Annotated in this window: 17 protein-coding genes; 6 read left to right on the top strand and 11 right to left on the bottom strand. The window is 39.8% G+C overall.

Features of this window, described 5'->3' with window-relative positions:
* Positions 1 to 619 (top strand): PCRF domain-containing protein (locus HZC45_03375; GenBank protein ID MBI5682199.1); only part of this gene is annotated, 619 nt, incomplete at its 5' end.
* Between the two features lie 80 nt (positions 620 to 699).
* On the opposite strand, the gene HZC45_03370 is transcribed toward HZC45_03375, so the two are convergent.
* Together HZC45_03370 and HZC45_03365 are read right to left on the bottom strand one after the other, a co-directional pair.
* A complete protein-coding gene (locus HZC45_03370; GenBank protein ID MBI5682198.1) occupies positions 700 to 2,076 on the bottom strand; it encodes a B12-binding domain-containing radical SAM protein in 1,377 nt (458 codons plus the stop codon).
* Positions 2,073 to 3,200, bottom strand: a complete 1,128-nt coding sequence (locus tag HZC45_03365; GenBank protein ID MBI5682197.1) for a 50S ribosomal protein L11 methyltransferase — start codon at positions 3,198 to 3,200, stop codon at positions 2,073 to 2,075. The genes HZC45_03370 and HZC45_03365 overlap by 4 nt, the downstream gene beginning before the upstream one ends.
* A gap of 155 nt (positions 3,201 to 3,355) precedes the next feature.
* On the opposite strand from HZC45_03365, the gene lolA reads away from it, so the two are divergent.
* A complete protein-coding gene (lolA, locus tag HZC45_03360; GenBank protein MBI5682196.1) occupies positions 3,356 to 3,967 on the top strand; it encodes an outer membrane lipoprotein chaperone LolA in 612 nt (203 codons plus the stop codon).
* A 206-nt stretch (positions 3,968 to 4,173) separates the two neighbouring features.
* Positions 4,174 to 4,989 (top strand): glutamate 5-kinase, encoded by an 816-nt coding sequence (gene proB, locus HZC45_03355; protein ID MBI5682195.1) that lies wholly within the window; start codon positions 4,174 to 4,176, stop codon positions 4,987 to 4,989.
* 41 nt (positions 4,990 to 5,030) lie between these two features.
* On the opposite strand, the gene aroE is transcribed toward proB, so the two are convergent.
* The 9 genes from aroE to aroA form a co-directional block, all read right to left on the bottom strand.
* Positions 5,031 to 5,918, bottom strand: coding sequence for a shikimate dehydrogenase (gene aroE / locus HZC45_03350; protein MBI5682194.1), 888 nt, complete (start codon positions 5,916 to 5,918; stop codon positions 5,031 to 5,033).
* Complete coding sequence (locus HZC45_03345) at positions 5,915 to 6,865, bottom strand: bifunctional riboflavin kinase/FAD synthetase (protein ID MBI5682193.1); 951 nt, start codon at positions 6,863 to 6,865, stop codon at positions 5,915 to 5,917. Before HZC45_03345 ends, aroE begins: the two co-directional genes overlap by 4 nt.
* Before the next feature lie 15 nt (positions 6,866 to 6,880).
* On the bottom strand, positions 6,881 to 8,563 hold the full coding sequence (locus tag HZC45_03340; protein ID MBI5682192.1) for an AarF/ABC1/UbiB kinase family protein: 1,683 nt from the start codon (positions 8,561 to 8,563) through the stop codon (positions 6,881 to 6,883).
* Between the two features lie 29 nt (positions 8,564 to 8,592).
* A complete protein-coding gene (locus tag HZC45_03335) occupies positions 8,593 to 9,087 on the bottom strand; it encodes a ribonuclease H-like YkuK family protein (protein MBI5682191.1) in 495 nt (164 codons plus the stop codon).
* Positions 9,088 to 9,139: 52 nt separating this feature from the next.
* The gene (locus HZC45_03330; GenBank protein ID MBI5682190.1) at positions 9,140 to 9,973 is read right to left on the bottom strand and encodes an SCO family protein; all 834 of its coding nucleotides are present in this window, start codon (positions 9,971 to 9,973) and stop codon (positions 9,140 to 9,142) included.
* 29 nt (positions 9,974 to 10,002) lie between these two features.
* Positions 10,003 to 10,860 (bottom strand): protoheme IX farnesyltransferase, encoded by an 858-nt coding sequence (gene cyoE, locus HZC45_03325; GenBank protein MBI5682189.1) that lies wholly within the window; start codon positions 10,858 to 10,860, stop codon positions 10,003 to 10,005.
* 115 nt (positions 10,861 to 10,975) lie between these two features.
* The gene (ispH, locus tag HZC45_03320; protein MBI5682188.1) at positions 10,976 to 11,842 is read right to left on the bottom strand and encodes a 4-hydroxy-3-methylbut-2-enyl diphosphate reductase; all 867 of its coding nucleotides are present in this window, start codon (positions 11,840 to 11,842) and stop codon (positions 10,976 to 10,978) included.
* An 11-nt stretch (positions 11,843 to 11,853) separates the two neighbouring features.
* Entirely contained in the window at positions 11,854 to 12,534 is a 681-nt protein-coding gene (locus HZC45_03315; protein ID MBI5682187.1) for a (d)CMP kinase, read from the bottom strand.
* Between the two features lie 54 nt (positions 12,535 to 12,588).
* Positions 12,589 to 13,851: a 3-phosphoshikimate 1-carboxyvinyltransferase gene (aroA, locus tag HZC45_03310; protein ID MBI5682186.1), complete on the bottom strand. Its 1,263-nt coding sequence runs from the start codon at positions 13,849 to 13,851 to the stop codon at positions 12,589 to 12,591.
* A 288-nt stretch (positions 13,852 to 14,139) separates the two neighbouring features.
* Between aroA and HZC45_03305 the strand changes: the two genes are divergently transcribed.
* From HZC45_03305 to HZC45_03295, 3 genes are all read left to right on the top strand, one after another.
* Positions 14,140 to 14,463, top strand: a complete 324-nt coding sequence (locus HZC45_03305; GenBank protein MBI5682185.1) for a BrnT family toxin — start codon at positions 14,140 to 14,142, stop codon at positions 14,461 to 14,463.
* Complete coding sequence (locus HZC45_03300; protein MBI5682184.1) at positions 14,429 to 14,710, top strand: BrnA antitoxin family protein; 282 nt, start codon at positions 14,429 to 14,431, stop codon at positions 14,708 to 14,710. The genes HZC45_03305 and HZC45_03300 overlap by 35 nt, the downstream gene beginning before the upstream one ends.
* A 113-nt stretch (positions 14,711 to 14,823) precedes the next feature.
* Positions 14,824 to 15,524 (top strand): hypothetical protein (locus HZC45_03295; protein MBI5682183.1); only part of this gene is annotated, 701 nt, incomplete at its 3' end.

The following is a 15,524-nucleotide window of genomic DNA, read 5'->3' as shown; positions in this document are numbered from 1 at the left end:
AACAGAGGTTGTTGATTATCAGGCAGGCGAAGAGGCAGGGGTAAAAAGCGTTACATTTACTGTTGAAGGCGAGTATGCCTACGGCTATCTCAAGGCAGAGGCAGGGGTTCACCGCCTTGTTCGTATTTCTCCGTTTGACGCAAACAAGAGGCGGCATACATCGTTTGCATCCTTATTTGTTTATCCAGAGATAGAAGATGATATTGAGATAGATATAAAGGAAAGCGAATTAAAGATTGACACATTCAGGGCAGGCGGCGCAGGCGGGCAGAATGTGAACAAGGTTGAGACAGCGGTGAGGTTTACGCATATTCCAACAGGCATTGTTGTCCAGTGTCAGGCTGAAAGGAGTCAGCATAAAAACAGGGCAACAGCAATGAAACTCCTCCGTTCAAGATTGTATGAATTGAAATTAAAGGAACAGGAAGAAAAGATGGAGGAATTTCACAAAGATAAAAAGGATATTGCATGGGGCAGTCAAATCCGCTCCTATGTCCTGCACCCATACCGCCTTGTAAAAGACCACAGGACAAATCTTGAAATCGGCAATGCAGATGCTGTGCTTGACGGCAAGATAGATGAATTCATAGAGACGTATCTTCTGCTAAAAGAGAAATAGTATGTCAGGGGAGAGGGGATTCTATAGCATCTTTCCTTTGGCGTCCTTTACGGAGTTTGAGAACCTTGTCTGTATTATCATTATAATCTCATCTTTGATGTCGCATTATACTGTTTCCACTCATACGCAATCCTGTTTGCGATAGTCCAGTATCCCATAATATCTTCTCTGGAAAATTCCTTTAACTGGCACACAGGCTCCGAGTTGAATCTCGCCCATTTTTCCCAGTCGTATGTGAGTATTTCCAAATCAAATTCCTCAGGGTGTTCAAATATCTTTGTTCCAGGGTAAGGGACAAACATGGCTATTTCAGAATTCTGGTGAAGGCCTTCGCGATAAAATCTGTCGATTGCCTCAAGGGTAATCTCTGCCTCTTGAGGGCTGTCCCCCGGATGCCCAATTATCCAAAATGTGTCAACTATAAGACCACACTGCCTTGCCCTTTTGCAAGCATCCTCTGCCTGCTGGATAGTTATTTTTTTGTTCATACTTTGAAGAACCTTTTGGGATGCGCTTTCTATGCCGAGTATGAGATTTTTTATGCCTGCCTTTTTCATTGCCTCAAACCCGTCTTCGCTTACAGAATCAACCCTTGAGAGTATATAAAATGCAGGATGGAGTTTTATAGCAGAAAGTCTTTCCAATAAATCAAAAAAATATTGTGTCTTCATATTGAACATGCTGTCTTCAAGTCCAACAGCATAATTCCCGTATCTTTCTGCAAGCGTCTTGATTTCCTCAAGCACCGTAGAGACAGGGAAAGACCTGACCTTTTGCCCCCAGAACATGCTCTCATTGCAGTATGTGCATTTATACGCACAGCCTCTGCTGCCTACAACTGAAACCGCCATATTTTTTGCAAAACCTTCCGGCAGGAGGCTGTAATCAGGCATAGGGATTTCCATCAGGTTTCCCGGCGCACGCGGCAGGTTTCTTATTACATTGCCTGAATTGTCTCTGAATGTAATGCCTAAAACACCTTCCAGACCTTTTCCACACGAAATGGTTTTCACAACATCCAGAAATGTCCATTCCCCCTCGCCCCTTACAACTATATCAATATCGTTTAAATCCTCAAAACACTCTTTATCCCTGTATGAAACATGTGGTCCGCCTAGAACAATCCTGCAGTCCGGTTTCAATTTTTTGCAAACTCCTGCAATCTTGAGTGCAGCAGGATACAGCATTGTATAAGGAACACCTATGCCGATAAATGCCGGGTTAAATTCCTTGACCATATCATTTATTACAGAAGACATCTGCTGTTCTATAGCCTGCCTATCATGAGTTGGTTTGATATGATAATCAATAGGAAGGACTTCGGTCTTTATGCCATTTGCATAAAGAAATGTGGCGACACTTAAAAGCCCTCTCGGGAAGTCATAGGTTGTGGTAAACTTTTCAGGATGTGCAAGGCAGTTTATGCCCGGCGCTATAAAAAGGCAGGCTGTGTTCATTTCACTTTCCGCATCTCCTCAAGTTTCTTTAAATCTATTCCAAAACCTTCTTCAACCATGCCCTTTATATCAACCTTGCTTTCTAAAGGCAGACAGCATTTTTTATATTTCTTTCCGCTGCCGCAAGGGCATGGGTCATTGCGTCCTATCTTGCCTTTATCCTGCATATCATCACCTCCTGTTTGTGAACAGAAATAGTCATAATTTATCACCGTATGGTCTTTATCTTCTCCCATTGGCATTACCTTCATGTCAATTATAATGTAGTTTCCCTTTTCAATTTTTATAGGTTCTTTTATTGGGAAAAATGCCTGCCGCCAGTGTGTCCTTTCAGATGACGGTGATGTATCAATCAAGACATCATCCGTAAGAAGCGCCTCAAACCAGCCTGCAAAGCCGTGGATAGTGCCATCTCTTGAAAATTCAAAGACTATTTTTTCATTTATTGACTTCTCGTTTATCTCAATAAGGTCTATGCCTTTATAAACCTCTGGCTTGGACAGAAAATCCTTTTTGCTTATATCCTCTATCAAAAGCCTTTTTGTGAATTCATCCTTTGCATAAGAAAAATCAAAGCCTGCCACATCCTTCCAGAATGCCGTCTTTTTATAGATGTTTTTATTTTCCACAGGCACAAGATAGAGTTTCAAAGCCTCTGGAATCATCCTGCCGTCTTCTTTTAAAAACCTTTCCCTTGCATCTATCGTGAATTCAAGGGTATTTTCCTCAACTGCAAAACTGCCAAGTGTTTCTGAAATTATCACATCCACCTTTTCAGGAAGTGTAATCTCCTTTGAAACACCTTCAATAAAGACTATCCTGTCATCTATTTTGTTTATTCTTGCAACCTCTTTTGCCAGATTTATTGAATCCGTTTTTTCAACAGCATAAACCTTTTTCGCACCAGTCTTGATTGCAAGGAAACTTAAAATACCCAGCCCGCACCCTAAATCAAGGACAACATCTCCCTCCTTGACAGTCTTTGAGATAGCCTTTTCATAGGCATCCATCCTGACCTTATCAGCCATCATATCGTAATAATTGTCAAACAGGTTTATCGCCTTCTGTAGTTTTTGCACATATACAATTTGCACCATTGCCGCTGTAAAGTCAAGTGGCGCCAAAATCCATGAAAGATTCTTTCAGCCTTCAAATTTGACAGGTATGCACATTTATTGTATCATCACCACATTAACCCGAAAAATACAGTTGCATTTTTTGAAAGATAAAAAACGAGGCAGGTTATATGCATTATTTTATTTTATTCTTGATGTCACCTTTGATTTTCTTGTTACCTTACAATGCAGCAGCAGCAGATGATATTGATTCTATTATTGTCCGTGTTCAAAAGGTATATGACGGAATATCTGACATGAAGGCAGGTTTTATTCAGGAAACCACATCTACTACTCTAAAGGAAACACAGAGAGCAGAAGGGATTGTATATTTCAAGAAACCAAATATGATGCGGTGGGAATATTCACACCCCAATAAAGATGTAATAGTAAGTAGTGGTGAAACCATCTGGATATATCAAGTTGATTTAGGACAGGTGGTGGTCAGCAAACTTTCTCTTGAAGACAAAACATTGTCACAACATTTTCTGTCAGGATTAGGGGATATAAAGAAGGATTTTAATGTAAAATTAGGAGAGGGGACAAACGATACCTATACCTTAATCCTTTTGCCAAAAACAGACTTGCTGAACATCAAAAAAATTCACCTGATTATTGATAAGAAAACAGCCTTTGTAAAATCTACAAAGAGTTTTGACCCATTTGGAAATACCGCATCCGTTAGATTTATTGATGCAAGTTACAATGTAAACCTTAAAAATGCCCTTTTTAACTTTGATGTGCCAAAGGGTGTAAGGGTGGTAACGCCGCAGTAGTTGATACTGAAAGATGATTTTGCAATAAATATTAATTGGGGTGTTGTTGCAAAGTGATAATGTCCCCTTTTCGTCGTTTTCGTCCCCCACTTATCATACTGATTTTTTACTCAAGAAAACTTCTTTTTTGCCTTATCTTATGCTATATTAAGTTTGCTTTACGGCTCTCTTTTACCAACACTCTTACGCAATGGGCCAGAAATTTTATGGATAAAGCAAATTTAAGAAAAAATATTATAAACAAGGCAACCCGCATTATTATCAAGGTTGGAAGCGCTGTTCTTGCAGGCTCTCATCACGAAGGTTTGGACAGCAGGGTATTTCACAGCCTTGCAAAAGGAGTTTCTGATATTAAAAAGAGCGGGAGGGATGTTGTCATTGTTTCATCAGGCGCTATTGCCATTGGCATGAAAAAGATGGGTCTTCATGAAAAGCCAAAGACCATCTCTGAAAAGCAGGCGATTGCGTCAATAGGTCAGGTAAGTTTGATGTCAATGTATGAAAAGGCGTTTGCACCTTTAAATAAAAAGGTTGCACAAATCCTTTTAACACACGATGACATTGCAGATAAAAAGAGGTTTCAAAATGCAAGGCACACAATCAAGACGCTTTTTAATTATGGCATTATCCCGATTATAAATGAAAATGACACGGTTGCAGTTGAAGAAATAAAATTCGGCGACAATGACAACCTTGCCGCTCTTGTAACACATCTTGTTGACGCTGATTTGCTTGTTATACTCACTGATACAGACGGGCTTTATGACAAAGACCCGAAGCATGACAGAACAGCGGTGTTTATACCGTTTGTCGATGATATTGACAGCCTTACAGTAAAGACTTTAGGCGCATCAGGAAAATTCGGCACAGGCGGGTTTGCCTCAAAGGTCTCTGCTGCAAAAAAGGCTTTGGACTTTGGTGTTCCAACTCTTATTGTTAATGGAAATGATAAGGAGATACTGGGAAAGGTTTTTGATGGCAAAGAGGTCGGGACATTTTTCATGGCAAGGGGGAAGGGGTAAATTTGTATCAATTTTTGTATCAATCTTTAAATTTACGGTAATTATGGCAGGCAAGATGCCTCTCTCTTCTCATTTAATCTTCGTTTTAATGCCTTATAAACAAGTTCCTTTGGCATGTCCTGTCCTGTCCATAGTTTAAAAGAAATTGCCCCCTGCTCCACCAACATACCCAATCCACGGTGGGTTCTTATCTTATATCTCCCAGCCTTTTTAAGAAAAGAGGTCTGTGATGGTTTATAAACTATATCAGATACTATAGTCTGTTTTTTTGGAACCACATCAAATGGGATGTCAAGTTCACCTCTGCCTTCCATGCCAAGAGATGTGGTATTTATAATAAGATTTGCATCAGGAAGATGCCTTTTAAACTCCTCCCTATCCATGCCAGATGCTGAAATATCCCGATTTGGAAAATGCCTTTTAAATTCGTCTGCAAGGGAAACCGCCCTTTGTAAAGTCCTATTCACTATCACAACATTTTTTGCGCCTCTTTTTGCAGCAGCAGCAAGGATTGCCCTTGCAGCACCGCCTGCGCCAAGGAGGACAACTTTTTTCCCTTTGACATTAAAATTCAAATCCCTTTTTAGTGAAGCAATATATCCATCACCGTCTGTATTATAACCGATAAGTCTGCCATTACAATTAACCACTGTATTAACAGCGCCTATAAGTTTTGCCTCTTCTGAAATCTCGTCAAGAAATGACAGGACAGTTTCTTTGTGGGGTATGGTTATATTTACACCATGAATGTTAAGCGCCCTTATTGCATTAACAGCAGTTTTAATGCTGTCAGGCGAAACCTCAAACGGAAGATAGACCATATCAATGCCCTTTGCCTTTAGTGCTGTATTGTGCATAATGGGAGAAAGTGTATGGGTAATCGGATAACCGAATATACCAAGTATTTTTGTCTTGCCTGTAATATTCATAAGTGCTTGCGCCTTAACAGCCGTTCTGCACAACGAACATCCTTTTCTATCTGATGAGTTAGTTCAAGAGGGTTTTTAAACTTAACCTCATCGCGAATCCTCTGGATAAAATAGAGCCTCATATTTTTGTTATATAGATTGCCGCTAAAATCTATGACATGCGCCTCTATATTAAGTTCATCGCCTTTTTCAAAGGTTGGGTTAGAGCCGATATTGACAGCTGCCTGTTTTTGAATTGTTTTTTTTGAATCCTTTTCCCTGAACGGGAATATTTCACAAATGACAGCATAGACCCCTTTTTTAGGTATAAGTTCATTTTGAGTTTCTATATTTGCTGTGGGAAATCCAATCTGTTTTCCCCTGTTTTTACCTTTTACTACCTTGCCTGATATTGAATAGAATCTGCCCAATAAACTGGATGCCTTTTTAACATCACCGCTTAATACTAACTTCCTTATATTAGAACTGCTGACTACCATACCGCATTTTCTATATACTGGGACAACATACACATCAAATCCAAATCTTTTTCCTAACTGCTTTAAATATTCCGCAGTTCCCTGCCTGCCTTTGCCAAATGCATAATCATGCCCAACCCATATCTCTCTTACCTTGAGTCTGTCAACAAGTTCATCCTTTACAAATTTATCCGGGTGCTGGCTGGCAAATTCCTTTGTAAACCTTGCACAAACTAAATAGTCAATATTAAAATCTGCAAACAGCCCTGCCTTTTCCTGAAATGTTGTTATAAGCGGAAGGTCTTTATGCGGTGCAACCACCTTTACAGGATGCGGGTCAAATGTATAGACTACAGAGGCACAGCCCAGTGCCTCTGCCCGTTCTATTATATTCTTTAATATCTTCTGATGCCCAAGATGAGTACCATCAAAATTGCCTAATGTAAGCACACTGTGTGTTATCGTTTTTTTTGTCTTTGCTGTCTTCATACTAAAATTCTGCCCCTAAAACTTTCCTGACCTGAGTATTAAAATCCCTAACCACAAACTTAATACAGAGGCGATAGTAAAACCCAGCATGCCCAAAAACGGCAGACCCCACACCTTTGGACCTATATTTGCTGCCACTACAAGCGATGAGCCTATAATAAGTGCTGAAACCATTAGTCCGAATGTAATCCGGTTGGATGAACGGTCTATCTCACCTATAAAATCCTCAAGCCCTTTGTGCATAAAGTCTATTGTAAACTTATCCTGAACCATTTTTCTGAAAATCTGGTTCAACTGCTGGGGAAATACCCTTATGAAATCCTTGTAGTCATTTACAGCAGCGATAGTATCATAAGCAGCAGCACCTAAACCAACATCCCTCTTTATCAAATCATTGGCAAACTTCTGACCCTCCTTGAGAATATCAATGTCAGGATACAAGACCTTTGCCAGCCCTTCCAGTTCAAAGATACATTTGTTGAGGAGGAGCAAATCCCTGGGCACCATTATATTATATCGTGAGGCAATCCTGATATAATCCCTGATAACCTCACCAAGTCTTATAAATTTGAACGGCCTGTTAAAATAATGCAGCAGCATATCCTGATATTCGGTTCTAAAGGCATCCTTATCTACATCCTCGCCAAGAAGCCCCATGTTTGTGTAAATCTTTATCAGTTTATCTAAATCCTGTTCAATGAGACCAGTGAATATTGCGGCAAGATTATTCATCATATCTTTAGAGACCTTCCCTGCGATACCAAAGTCAACAAAGGCAACCTTGTCTTCTGATATTACAAAGATATTACCTGAATGCAAATCACCGTGGAAGAGCCTGTGTTCAAATACCTGTTTGAAAAACAGACTGATTACCAGCAGCGCCACCTTTTCAGCAGATATACCAAGAGATGCCAGTTTTTGAGTATTATCTATCTTTATGCCGCTTACCCTTTCCATTGTTATAATCTTCTTGCCTGTCAGTTCCCAATATACCTTTGGTATTACCACCCTCTCGTCGCCTGAAAAATTGCCCCTGATTTTTTCCGTATAACTTGCCTCAAGTGTAAAATCCATTTCTTTTAATATTGCCTTTGAAAACTCATCTACCAGACCAACAGGGTCGTATATACTGCTTTCTGGCATATACTTAACAATATGTATTGCCATATACTTGAGGATTGATATATCCAGATTTATATTCTCACAGATATTCGGTCTCTGAACCTTTATAACTACATCCTTTCCATCTTTTGTTATTGCCTGATGCACCTGAGCAATTGATGCCGCTGCAACAGGTTCTTTATCAATAGATGTAAAGAGGGCATCTGTCTTTTTCCCAAACTCATCCTCAATGGTTTTTATAACATCATTGTATGCAAAGGGAGGCACACAATCTTGTAGTCTAAGAAACTCCTTTATAAAGTCATCAGGAAGCATATCAGGCCTTGTGCTTAATATTTGTCCTAGTTTGATGAAGGTGGGTCCTAACTCCTCAAAGGCAAGCCTGAATCGTTCAGCAACGGATAGTTCTTCCTTGCCGCCTTTTCTTCTGCCAATAACCCTTTGGGTAAATGATATAATGCTGTGCAGATGGGTTTTTTCTACTAATGGATAAAATCCGTATTTGATAAACACAGATAATATCTGTCTTATCCGTTTAATGCTTTTATATGTGAGGTAGGGTCTAAAGAGATGCATGTCTGGAATATACCACCATCAGACAATGATTATTTTGAGTGCCTGTCTGCAACCTTACTTGCACCATAGGCATCTGGTTTTGTTACAGCACAGTATCCTGAACCAGTCACCATGCCAACCACTTCTCTTATAATCTCTTTCGTATCGCCATTATTGCCAACATCAAGATGGATTTCTACAGGCAGTTTTGTAAATCCATTTTGCGACAGGTTTGCCTTTAACATCCCTGCCATCTCAAGACTTAAAGAGGTTTCGTAGAAAATCCTCTGCTTTAAGTTTGTCATCTTTCTTGATTTTACCTTTTTATAAAAGTATCTGCCGCCGTGTCCTATCCTATGCACAATTACTGCACTTATAAAGATAGTTTCTACAGATAAAAATGAGTCTGTTCCTATTATAAGGTTATAGCGGTTATCAGGCGATTCCTCTATGAAAGTTACCAGTTTCTGAAAAGCCTCTTCAAAGGAAAGGTGTCCGTATGTAGGGCTAAAAAATTCTTTTTTAGATGTATGAGGTTGGGGAATCGGTTCCACAGCAGCAACATATTACAATAAGACAGGTGTAAAAACAAGTTCTTTATAACAGCCTTTTTTTTGTCCACAGCAGTGTCTTGATATCCTTCCCCCAGACAAAAAATATTATGACAAGTATTGTTCCACCAGAGACTAGCATCCTTACTAACTGTGTGATGTCAAAATCGTACTGCTTTGTAACAGGATTATATGTGGAGCATAAAAGTTTTACTGTATTTACAAAGGGATTCCACCATGATTTTGCCAATTGATTTTTTATAGGTTTTGCATCAGGGTTTTTTATAATCTCGTTTACGGGTTTTATGACATCATCAGGTGTGAAATCAATCCCATAGATATGGGTAAATATCCGTGCCTTTGCATCAACTATAGAAACCATGTTCAGATGGTCAAAGAAATTCCCCTCTTTTTTATAATAAAACCCAAATCCCCTTGCAAAGTCCTGAATGGTCTTCTTGTCAGCGGTTACAAACCTCCAGTGTATAAAATCATCTGTAAACTGGCTGCCATATGCCTTTAATTTATCAGGTGTATCGTTTACATCGTCAAAACCAATGGTCAGGACATTAAATTCCTTGCCCAATCCTTGTGACTTTTTAACAGCATTATTTAGATTTCCTAATATGGTAGGACAGATATACGGGCAGGAAGTGTATATAAAACTTACAATAAATGGCTTGCCTGAAAATTCCTTGAGATTAAAGGCATTGCCGTCTTGGTCTGTAAAGGTGTAATCATTACGAATAGTCCTGCCTATAGCATCTTCAGATTGTGCCAGTTGTTTTGCAGTATTTTTATCTTCTGCGAAGGCAGTTGAGAAAGGAATAAAAAATAAAAAATAAAAGACAAAAACTATAAATAAAGAATTATTTTTCATTTGTCAATCTTCAATTGTCAATAGTCATTCTATTGCAGCAGCATATCAACGATTACAGCGGAAAACAGGATTGCAAGATAAAACATGGATGCCTTGAAGTTTTTCCATGCAATATCCTTTGAGGGATTCAGAAGTAGTTGTATATTCCTTACAATAAAATATATCCCTGCACCCAAAGCAGCAAGGAAATATAAGAGTCTAAGATGCCCTGTCCATACAGGTATAAATGATGAGATGACAAGGAATATAGTGTTTATAAGGATGTAAATGGCAGTCTTTTTATCGCTTATTAAAACAGGCAGCATTGGGATGCCAGCCCTCTTGTATTCTTCCTTATGCACAATGGCAAAACTCCAGAAATGGGAAGGCGTCCAGAAAAACATTACAACTGCCAGAAGTATGGGCGGCACACAGAATATAGGCGCTGCTGATGCACCCCCTGCCAAAACTGCAAAACTCCCTGCAAGTCCGCCGATTATGATATTAAACCAACTCCGCCTCTTAAGCCATACTGTGTATACAACCGCATACACAAATGCACCGAGAAACAGGTGCAGAGACACAAGGTAATTTAAAGCCATTGTTGAAACAGCAAAGGATACAACCAACAGCAGGATACCTGCCCAGAGAACCGCTGAAGGTGTTTTAACAGCACCTGTTGTCAGAGGTCTTTTGCTCGTCCTGCACATGAGCATATCTATGTCCCGGTCAAAATAATGGTTAAGTGCTGCAGAACCCATTGATGCCAGCATAGTTGCCATTATAAGTAACATCATTTTATCAATGGGAATACTGCCGGCAGCAATTGAACCGACTATGGCGCTGAATGTAATCAAAAATGCTATGCGGAGTTTGAATAAAGGGAGATAACGCTTTATGTCGGTCATAGTGTCCTCCTAACTATCACTTAGTGGTAATTACTATTACTATTTAATACAAAAGTCAAACTATTTCTTATTCCCGAACAAGAAACAAAACGATGAATGGAAATGATGAATGGTATCACATAGAAACGAGTAACTTCTCCGCTTTGCAGTTGATATGCTTAACCGTATCTAAAACATCCTTTATTATCCATTCAGGGGTAGAAGCACCTGCTGTTATACCCACCCCTTTCACACCTTTAAACCACGCCTCCTTTATCTCTTCAGATACCTCTATATGATATGTATTTGGCTGTATCCTCTTACATACCTCTGTGAGCCTGTTTGTATTTGCACTGTTCTTACCTCCCACAACCAGCATACAGTCAACCCTTGAAGCCAACTCTGTTGATTCTTTTTGCCTTATATTTGTGGCATTGCATATTGTATTAAATATCTTTATCTCACCTGCCTTATTAAGACACAACGAGACTATCTCCTGAAAGTTTTCAAGAGATTGTGTGGTCTGTGCAACTATGCCCAGCCTTTTTACCCTCGGTAGATTTATGACATCTTCCTTTGAACCTAAAACCGCAACATTCTTCCCGGCGTAACTCACAATCCCTTTTACTTCAGGGTGCTCCTTTTCACCTATAACAACTATAAAATAACCTTCAGCAGTCAACATCTTCACATATTCCTGTGCCTTTTTAACAAAGGGGCATGTGGCATCAACTATCTTTAGTTTCCTATTTTCTACATTCTCCATTTCATCTAATGTAATGCCATGGGACCTTATGATAACAGTACCACTCTGAATTTCGTTTATATCACTCTTTGCAAATATATTGGATTTCTCAAGTTCAGAAACTACCTGTGGGTTATGGATTATAGGACCAAGTGTAGAAATATGTTCTGGTGCCTCTTTTGCAGCATCATATGCCATATTTATAGCCCTTTTTACACCAAAGCAGAACCCTGCTGTTTTTACAATAAAGATTTCCATTGTTTTTCTCTTTATACCATGACCCTTGCCCCTTGACCCTTGACCCCTCTTATAACCTCCATCATCTTTTCCACCACCTCTTCTGTTGTCATATCACTTGTGTCTATATACACAGCGTCTTTAGCCTTTTTGAGCGGTGAGTGGGTTCTGGAAGAATCCCTTTCATCTCTTTTCTTTATATCACTAATAATATTCTCAAGCGATGTCTTTTCACCCGTTGCATCAAGTTCCAGATACCTTCTCTTTCCCCTGGTTTCCGGTGAAGCATCAAGATAGAACTTGAACTGCGCATCAGGAAATACAACAGTCCCTATATCCCTTCCCTCCATGACAACATCGCCATTTCTGCCCATCTCCTGCTGGAGTCTTACCATCGCCTTGCGAACATTTGGTTTTGCAGATATGCGGGATGTAATATCACCGACATAGGATTCCCTTATCTTTTCCGAACAGTCTTTGCCATCAACAAATATCCTGCTCCCCTTTTTTGTGGTCTTGAAAGCAATCTTTATATCCCTGCATATTGATTCAAGTCCATTTTCATCATTAGGGTTTATGCCTTTTTCGTGTGCCTTAACTGCCACAGCACGATACATAGCGCCTGTGTCAATGTATGTCCAACCCAGACGATTTGCCAAAAGCCTTGAAATTGTTGTCTTGCCTGCGCCTGCTGGACCATCTATGGCAATAATGCGGGATGTGGGATATTGGGTGTGGGAAGTAGCAGTCTTTGTCTTTACCACCTCCTACCTCCTGCTTCCCTTTTCCAGTTTTCTAAGGAGTTTTAAAAATCCGGGAAAGGATGTGTCAATACACTTTATATCCTCTATAACTGTCTCACCGTTTATGGCAAGCCCTGCAATGAGCATTGACATCGCAATACGGTGGTCGCCGTAACTATTTACTTTTATTTTTTTGCCCTTTGCCCCTTGCACCTTGCCCTTTGCCCCTTTTATTACCATCCCATCAGGCATCTCTTCCACCTTAACACCAAACCCACCTGTTATCTTTGTCTCACCATCAGCAAATGCAGCTGCAATACAAAGGATTGGTATCTCATCAATTGTTCTTGGAATATCATCTTTATTTATTTCTATGCCATGAAGTTCCGAACTCTTGACAAGGATATCCGCAACAGGCTCACCTGAATACTCTCTCTTATTAATAAGAAGTTGTATATCCCCGCCCATCTTTTGGAGTAAGTCAATAATCCCTGTCCTTGTAGGGTTTATGCCAACATTTTTTATCAAAACATTAGAGCCCTTTATTATAAGCCCTGCGACAATAAAAAATGCGGCAGAGGATATATCCCCAGGTATGTCTATATCCTGCGCATTTAATTTACCTTCGCCTTTAATATCAACTCTTAAACCTTTTACATTTATATCAGCGCCGAATGCCTTTAGCATCCTTTCTGTATGGTCGCGGGATTTTATAGGCTCTGTTACGGATGTCCTGCCGTCTGCATACAAACCCGCCAGAAGTATCGCTGATTTTACCTGTGCGCTGGCAATAGGTGAAACATAATCCATTGCCTTTAATTTTTTGCCAATTATTGAAAGCGGCGCAAGATTATTATTGTTTCTTCCATAAATCAATGCCCCCATTTTTGAAAGAGGCTCAATAACCCTTTTCATTGGTCTCTTTCTCAAATATTCATCACCTGTAATAACTGAAAAAAAATTTTGCCCTGCTAGAAACCCTGTCAAAAGCCGGGTTGTTGTGCCTGAATTGCCGGCATCAAGGACATCCAGCGGCTCTTTTAAACCATTGATGCCCTTGCCGTGAATAACAACCTCTCCCTTTTTTGGTCCATCTATCTCAACACCCATAAGTTTAAATGCATTCAGAGTCCTCAGGTTATCTTCACCTTCAAGAAAGCCTGTTATGCAGGAGTCCCCATCTGCAATTGCCCCCAAGATGATTGCCCTGTGGGAGATGCTCTTATCGCCAGGAACGGTTATCTCGCCTTTTAGGGATTTATTTTTTTTGATTGTGATATTTTTCATCTAAAAATCCTCTTGTAGCAGTAACCCATCCTTCGCCGAGGGGTAAATCTTCATACTCCTGAAGGTATTAGGTAAAAGTAAAACACAATCAGATGATGTTTGACAAGAAATTTAAGAATATTTAAGAATAGATTAACAAGAGGGATGCAGTAAGGTGTCGTTTCAATCCTTGTTTTTATGAAATCATCTTTTCAACAATAAAAGGGGTTTGAACTTTCTAGTGAACAGTTCAAAAAAAGTTCAAAAATTTCTTGACTGTCTGCAGGGCATTATGTATATAATAGATATATGCAGGATATCTTTAACCTTTTGCAGGATATAGAAGGTTTTAACTGGGATAAATGGAATATTGACAAAAACTGGGTAAAACACGATGTTTCTATATCTGAATGTGAAGAGATTTTCATCAATGAGCCGCTGCTGCTTGAAAGGGGTAAACCTCATTCGTCTGAAGAAAGGTATGCTGCATTCGGCAGAACAAGTGAAGGCAGGCTGCTTGCCGTGGTTTTTACCATTAGGAATAATAAAATAAGAATAATCTCTGCAAGGGATATAAGCAGAAAGGGGAGAAAGGATTATGAAGAAGAAATTAAAGAAGATACCGAAGTTTAAAAACGAAGATGAGGAATTTGAGTTTTGGTCTAAACATGACTTGACCGATTACTTTGATATGTTAAAGGCTAAAAGGGCAATATTCCCAAACCTGAAGCCATCTACAAAAACAATTTCTATCAGGCTGCCTCTATCGCTGATGGACCATTTGAAAGCCCTGGCTAATAAAAAGGATGTGCCTTATCAGTCGCTTTTAAAAGTATTCCTCGCTGAAAGGGTTCAAGAGGAATTGAGAGCATCCCGCTAAGACAGGATTTTATGTATCCATCTCAGGCTATACCCTGTCTTCCTTGCTAGTTCCTTATGATTCCTGCTGTTGAAGTGTTTTTTAGTTTCAATCCTTGTTTTTATGGAATCGCCTTGTCAACTGCCATTGTGTCCGCTGCCCCTCGTCTTGCTGTGATGAAGGATCGGATACAAAGCGGCGATTTACATGCGATGGATATTAGTTCTGATATTGCGCAGGCTGCAAAGAAACTCTCACAGTTAAGGGAAGCAGGACAGAGTTTTAAGGATTATCTTGAGCAGGGGGCTTTATTTGATGACGGGATAACACCGCTGGCAAAAAATATTATAGAGATTTTTGAGTATTATAAGAGGAGTCCAAAGAGTATTAAGGGGATATTTGATAATTACATAGAGGCTGTTAATAGACTTGGCAATCCTAAACAGGGGGAGATGTGTGGGGAAATGCAAATACCTGCAAAGGCAGAAATCTTGCAGGCTGCTATAAGAAAAATGGAGGTGGCTCAAAATGCTCAAACTACGCTTTTCAAAAATCAGGATGCCTATGGTTATGAAGGTTTACCGCCTGCTGAAAGAGGCGGACAAGGAGAAGGTGAAAAATCAGCAAAGCCTGAAACAGAAAAAGCAGACGGAAAAGTTGACATATCATTAGGCAAGGGTGAAGGGGTCCAACTGGAGCAGGGGCGGATGGCGGATATTGTTTCAGAGATTGAAAGGATTGCTGCCCCTGATTCAAGGATTGAATTTAAAGACAAGATTGAGATTCCAAAAGGACAGTTGGCTGATGCCTTGCAGCGATGGGGCAAGGGTGATTT

It is taken from the genome of Deltaproteobacteria bacterium (assembly GCA_016223005.1).
Classification (GTDB): domain Bacteria; phylum Desulfobacterota; class GWC2-55-46; order UBA9637; family GWC2-42-11; genus JACRPW01.
Note: the sequence above shows the minus strand (reverse complement) of the source record. Positions and strands in the feature narration are given on the sequence as shown.

Excerpts from the sequence above, each read along its gene's own strand:
- aroE (MBI5682194.1), bottom strand. The coding sequence starts at position 5,918 with ATGAATATTACAGGCAAGACAAAAATACTTGGTATATTCGGTTATCCG.
- HZC45_03340 (MBI5682192.1), bottom strand. The coding sequence starts at position 8,563 with ATGCATCTCTTTAGACCCTACCTCACATATAAAAGCATTAAACGGATA.
- aroA (MBI5682186.1), bottom strand. The coding sequence starts at position 13,851 with ATGAAAAATATCACAATCAAAAAAAATAAATCCCTAAAAGGCGAGATA.
- HZC45_03300 (MBI5682184.1), top strand. The coding sequence starts at position 14,429 with ATGAAGAAGAAATTAAAGAAGATACCGAAGTTTAAAAACGAAGATGAG.
- HZC45_03370 (MBI5682198.1), bottom strand. The coding sequence starts at position 2,076 with ATGAACACAGCCTGCCTTTTTATAGCGCCGGGCATAAACTGCCTTGCA.
- cyoE (MBI5682189.1), bottom strand. The coding sequence starts at position 10,860 with ATGACCGACATAAAGCGTTATCTCCCTTTATTCAAACTCCGCATAGCA.
- HZC45_03305 (MBI5682185.1), top strand. The coding sequence starts at position 14,140 with ATGCAGGATATCTTTAACCTTTTGCAGGATATAGAAGGTTTTAACTGG.
- HZC45_03330 (MBI5682190.1), bottom strand. The coding sequence starts at position 9,973 with ATGAAAAATAATTCTTTATTTATAGTTTTTGTCTTTTATTTTTTATTT.
- proB (MBI5682195.1), top strand. The coding sequence starts at position 4,174 with ATGGATAAAGCAAATTTAAGAAAAAATATTATAAACAAGGCAACCCGC.
- HZC45_03345 (MBI5682193.1), bottom strand. The coding sequence starts at position 6,865 with ATGAAGACAGCAAAGACAAAAAAAACGATAACACACAGTGTGCTTACA.
- ispH (MBI5682188.1), bottom strand. The coding sequence starts at position 11,842 with ATGGAAATCTTTATTGTAAAAACAGCAGGGTTCTGCTTTGGTGTAAAA.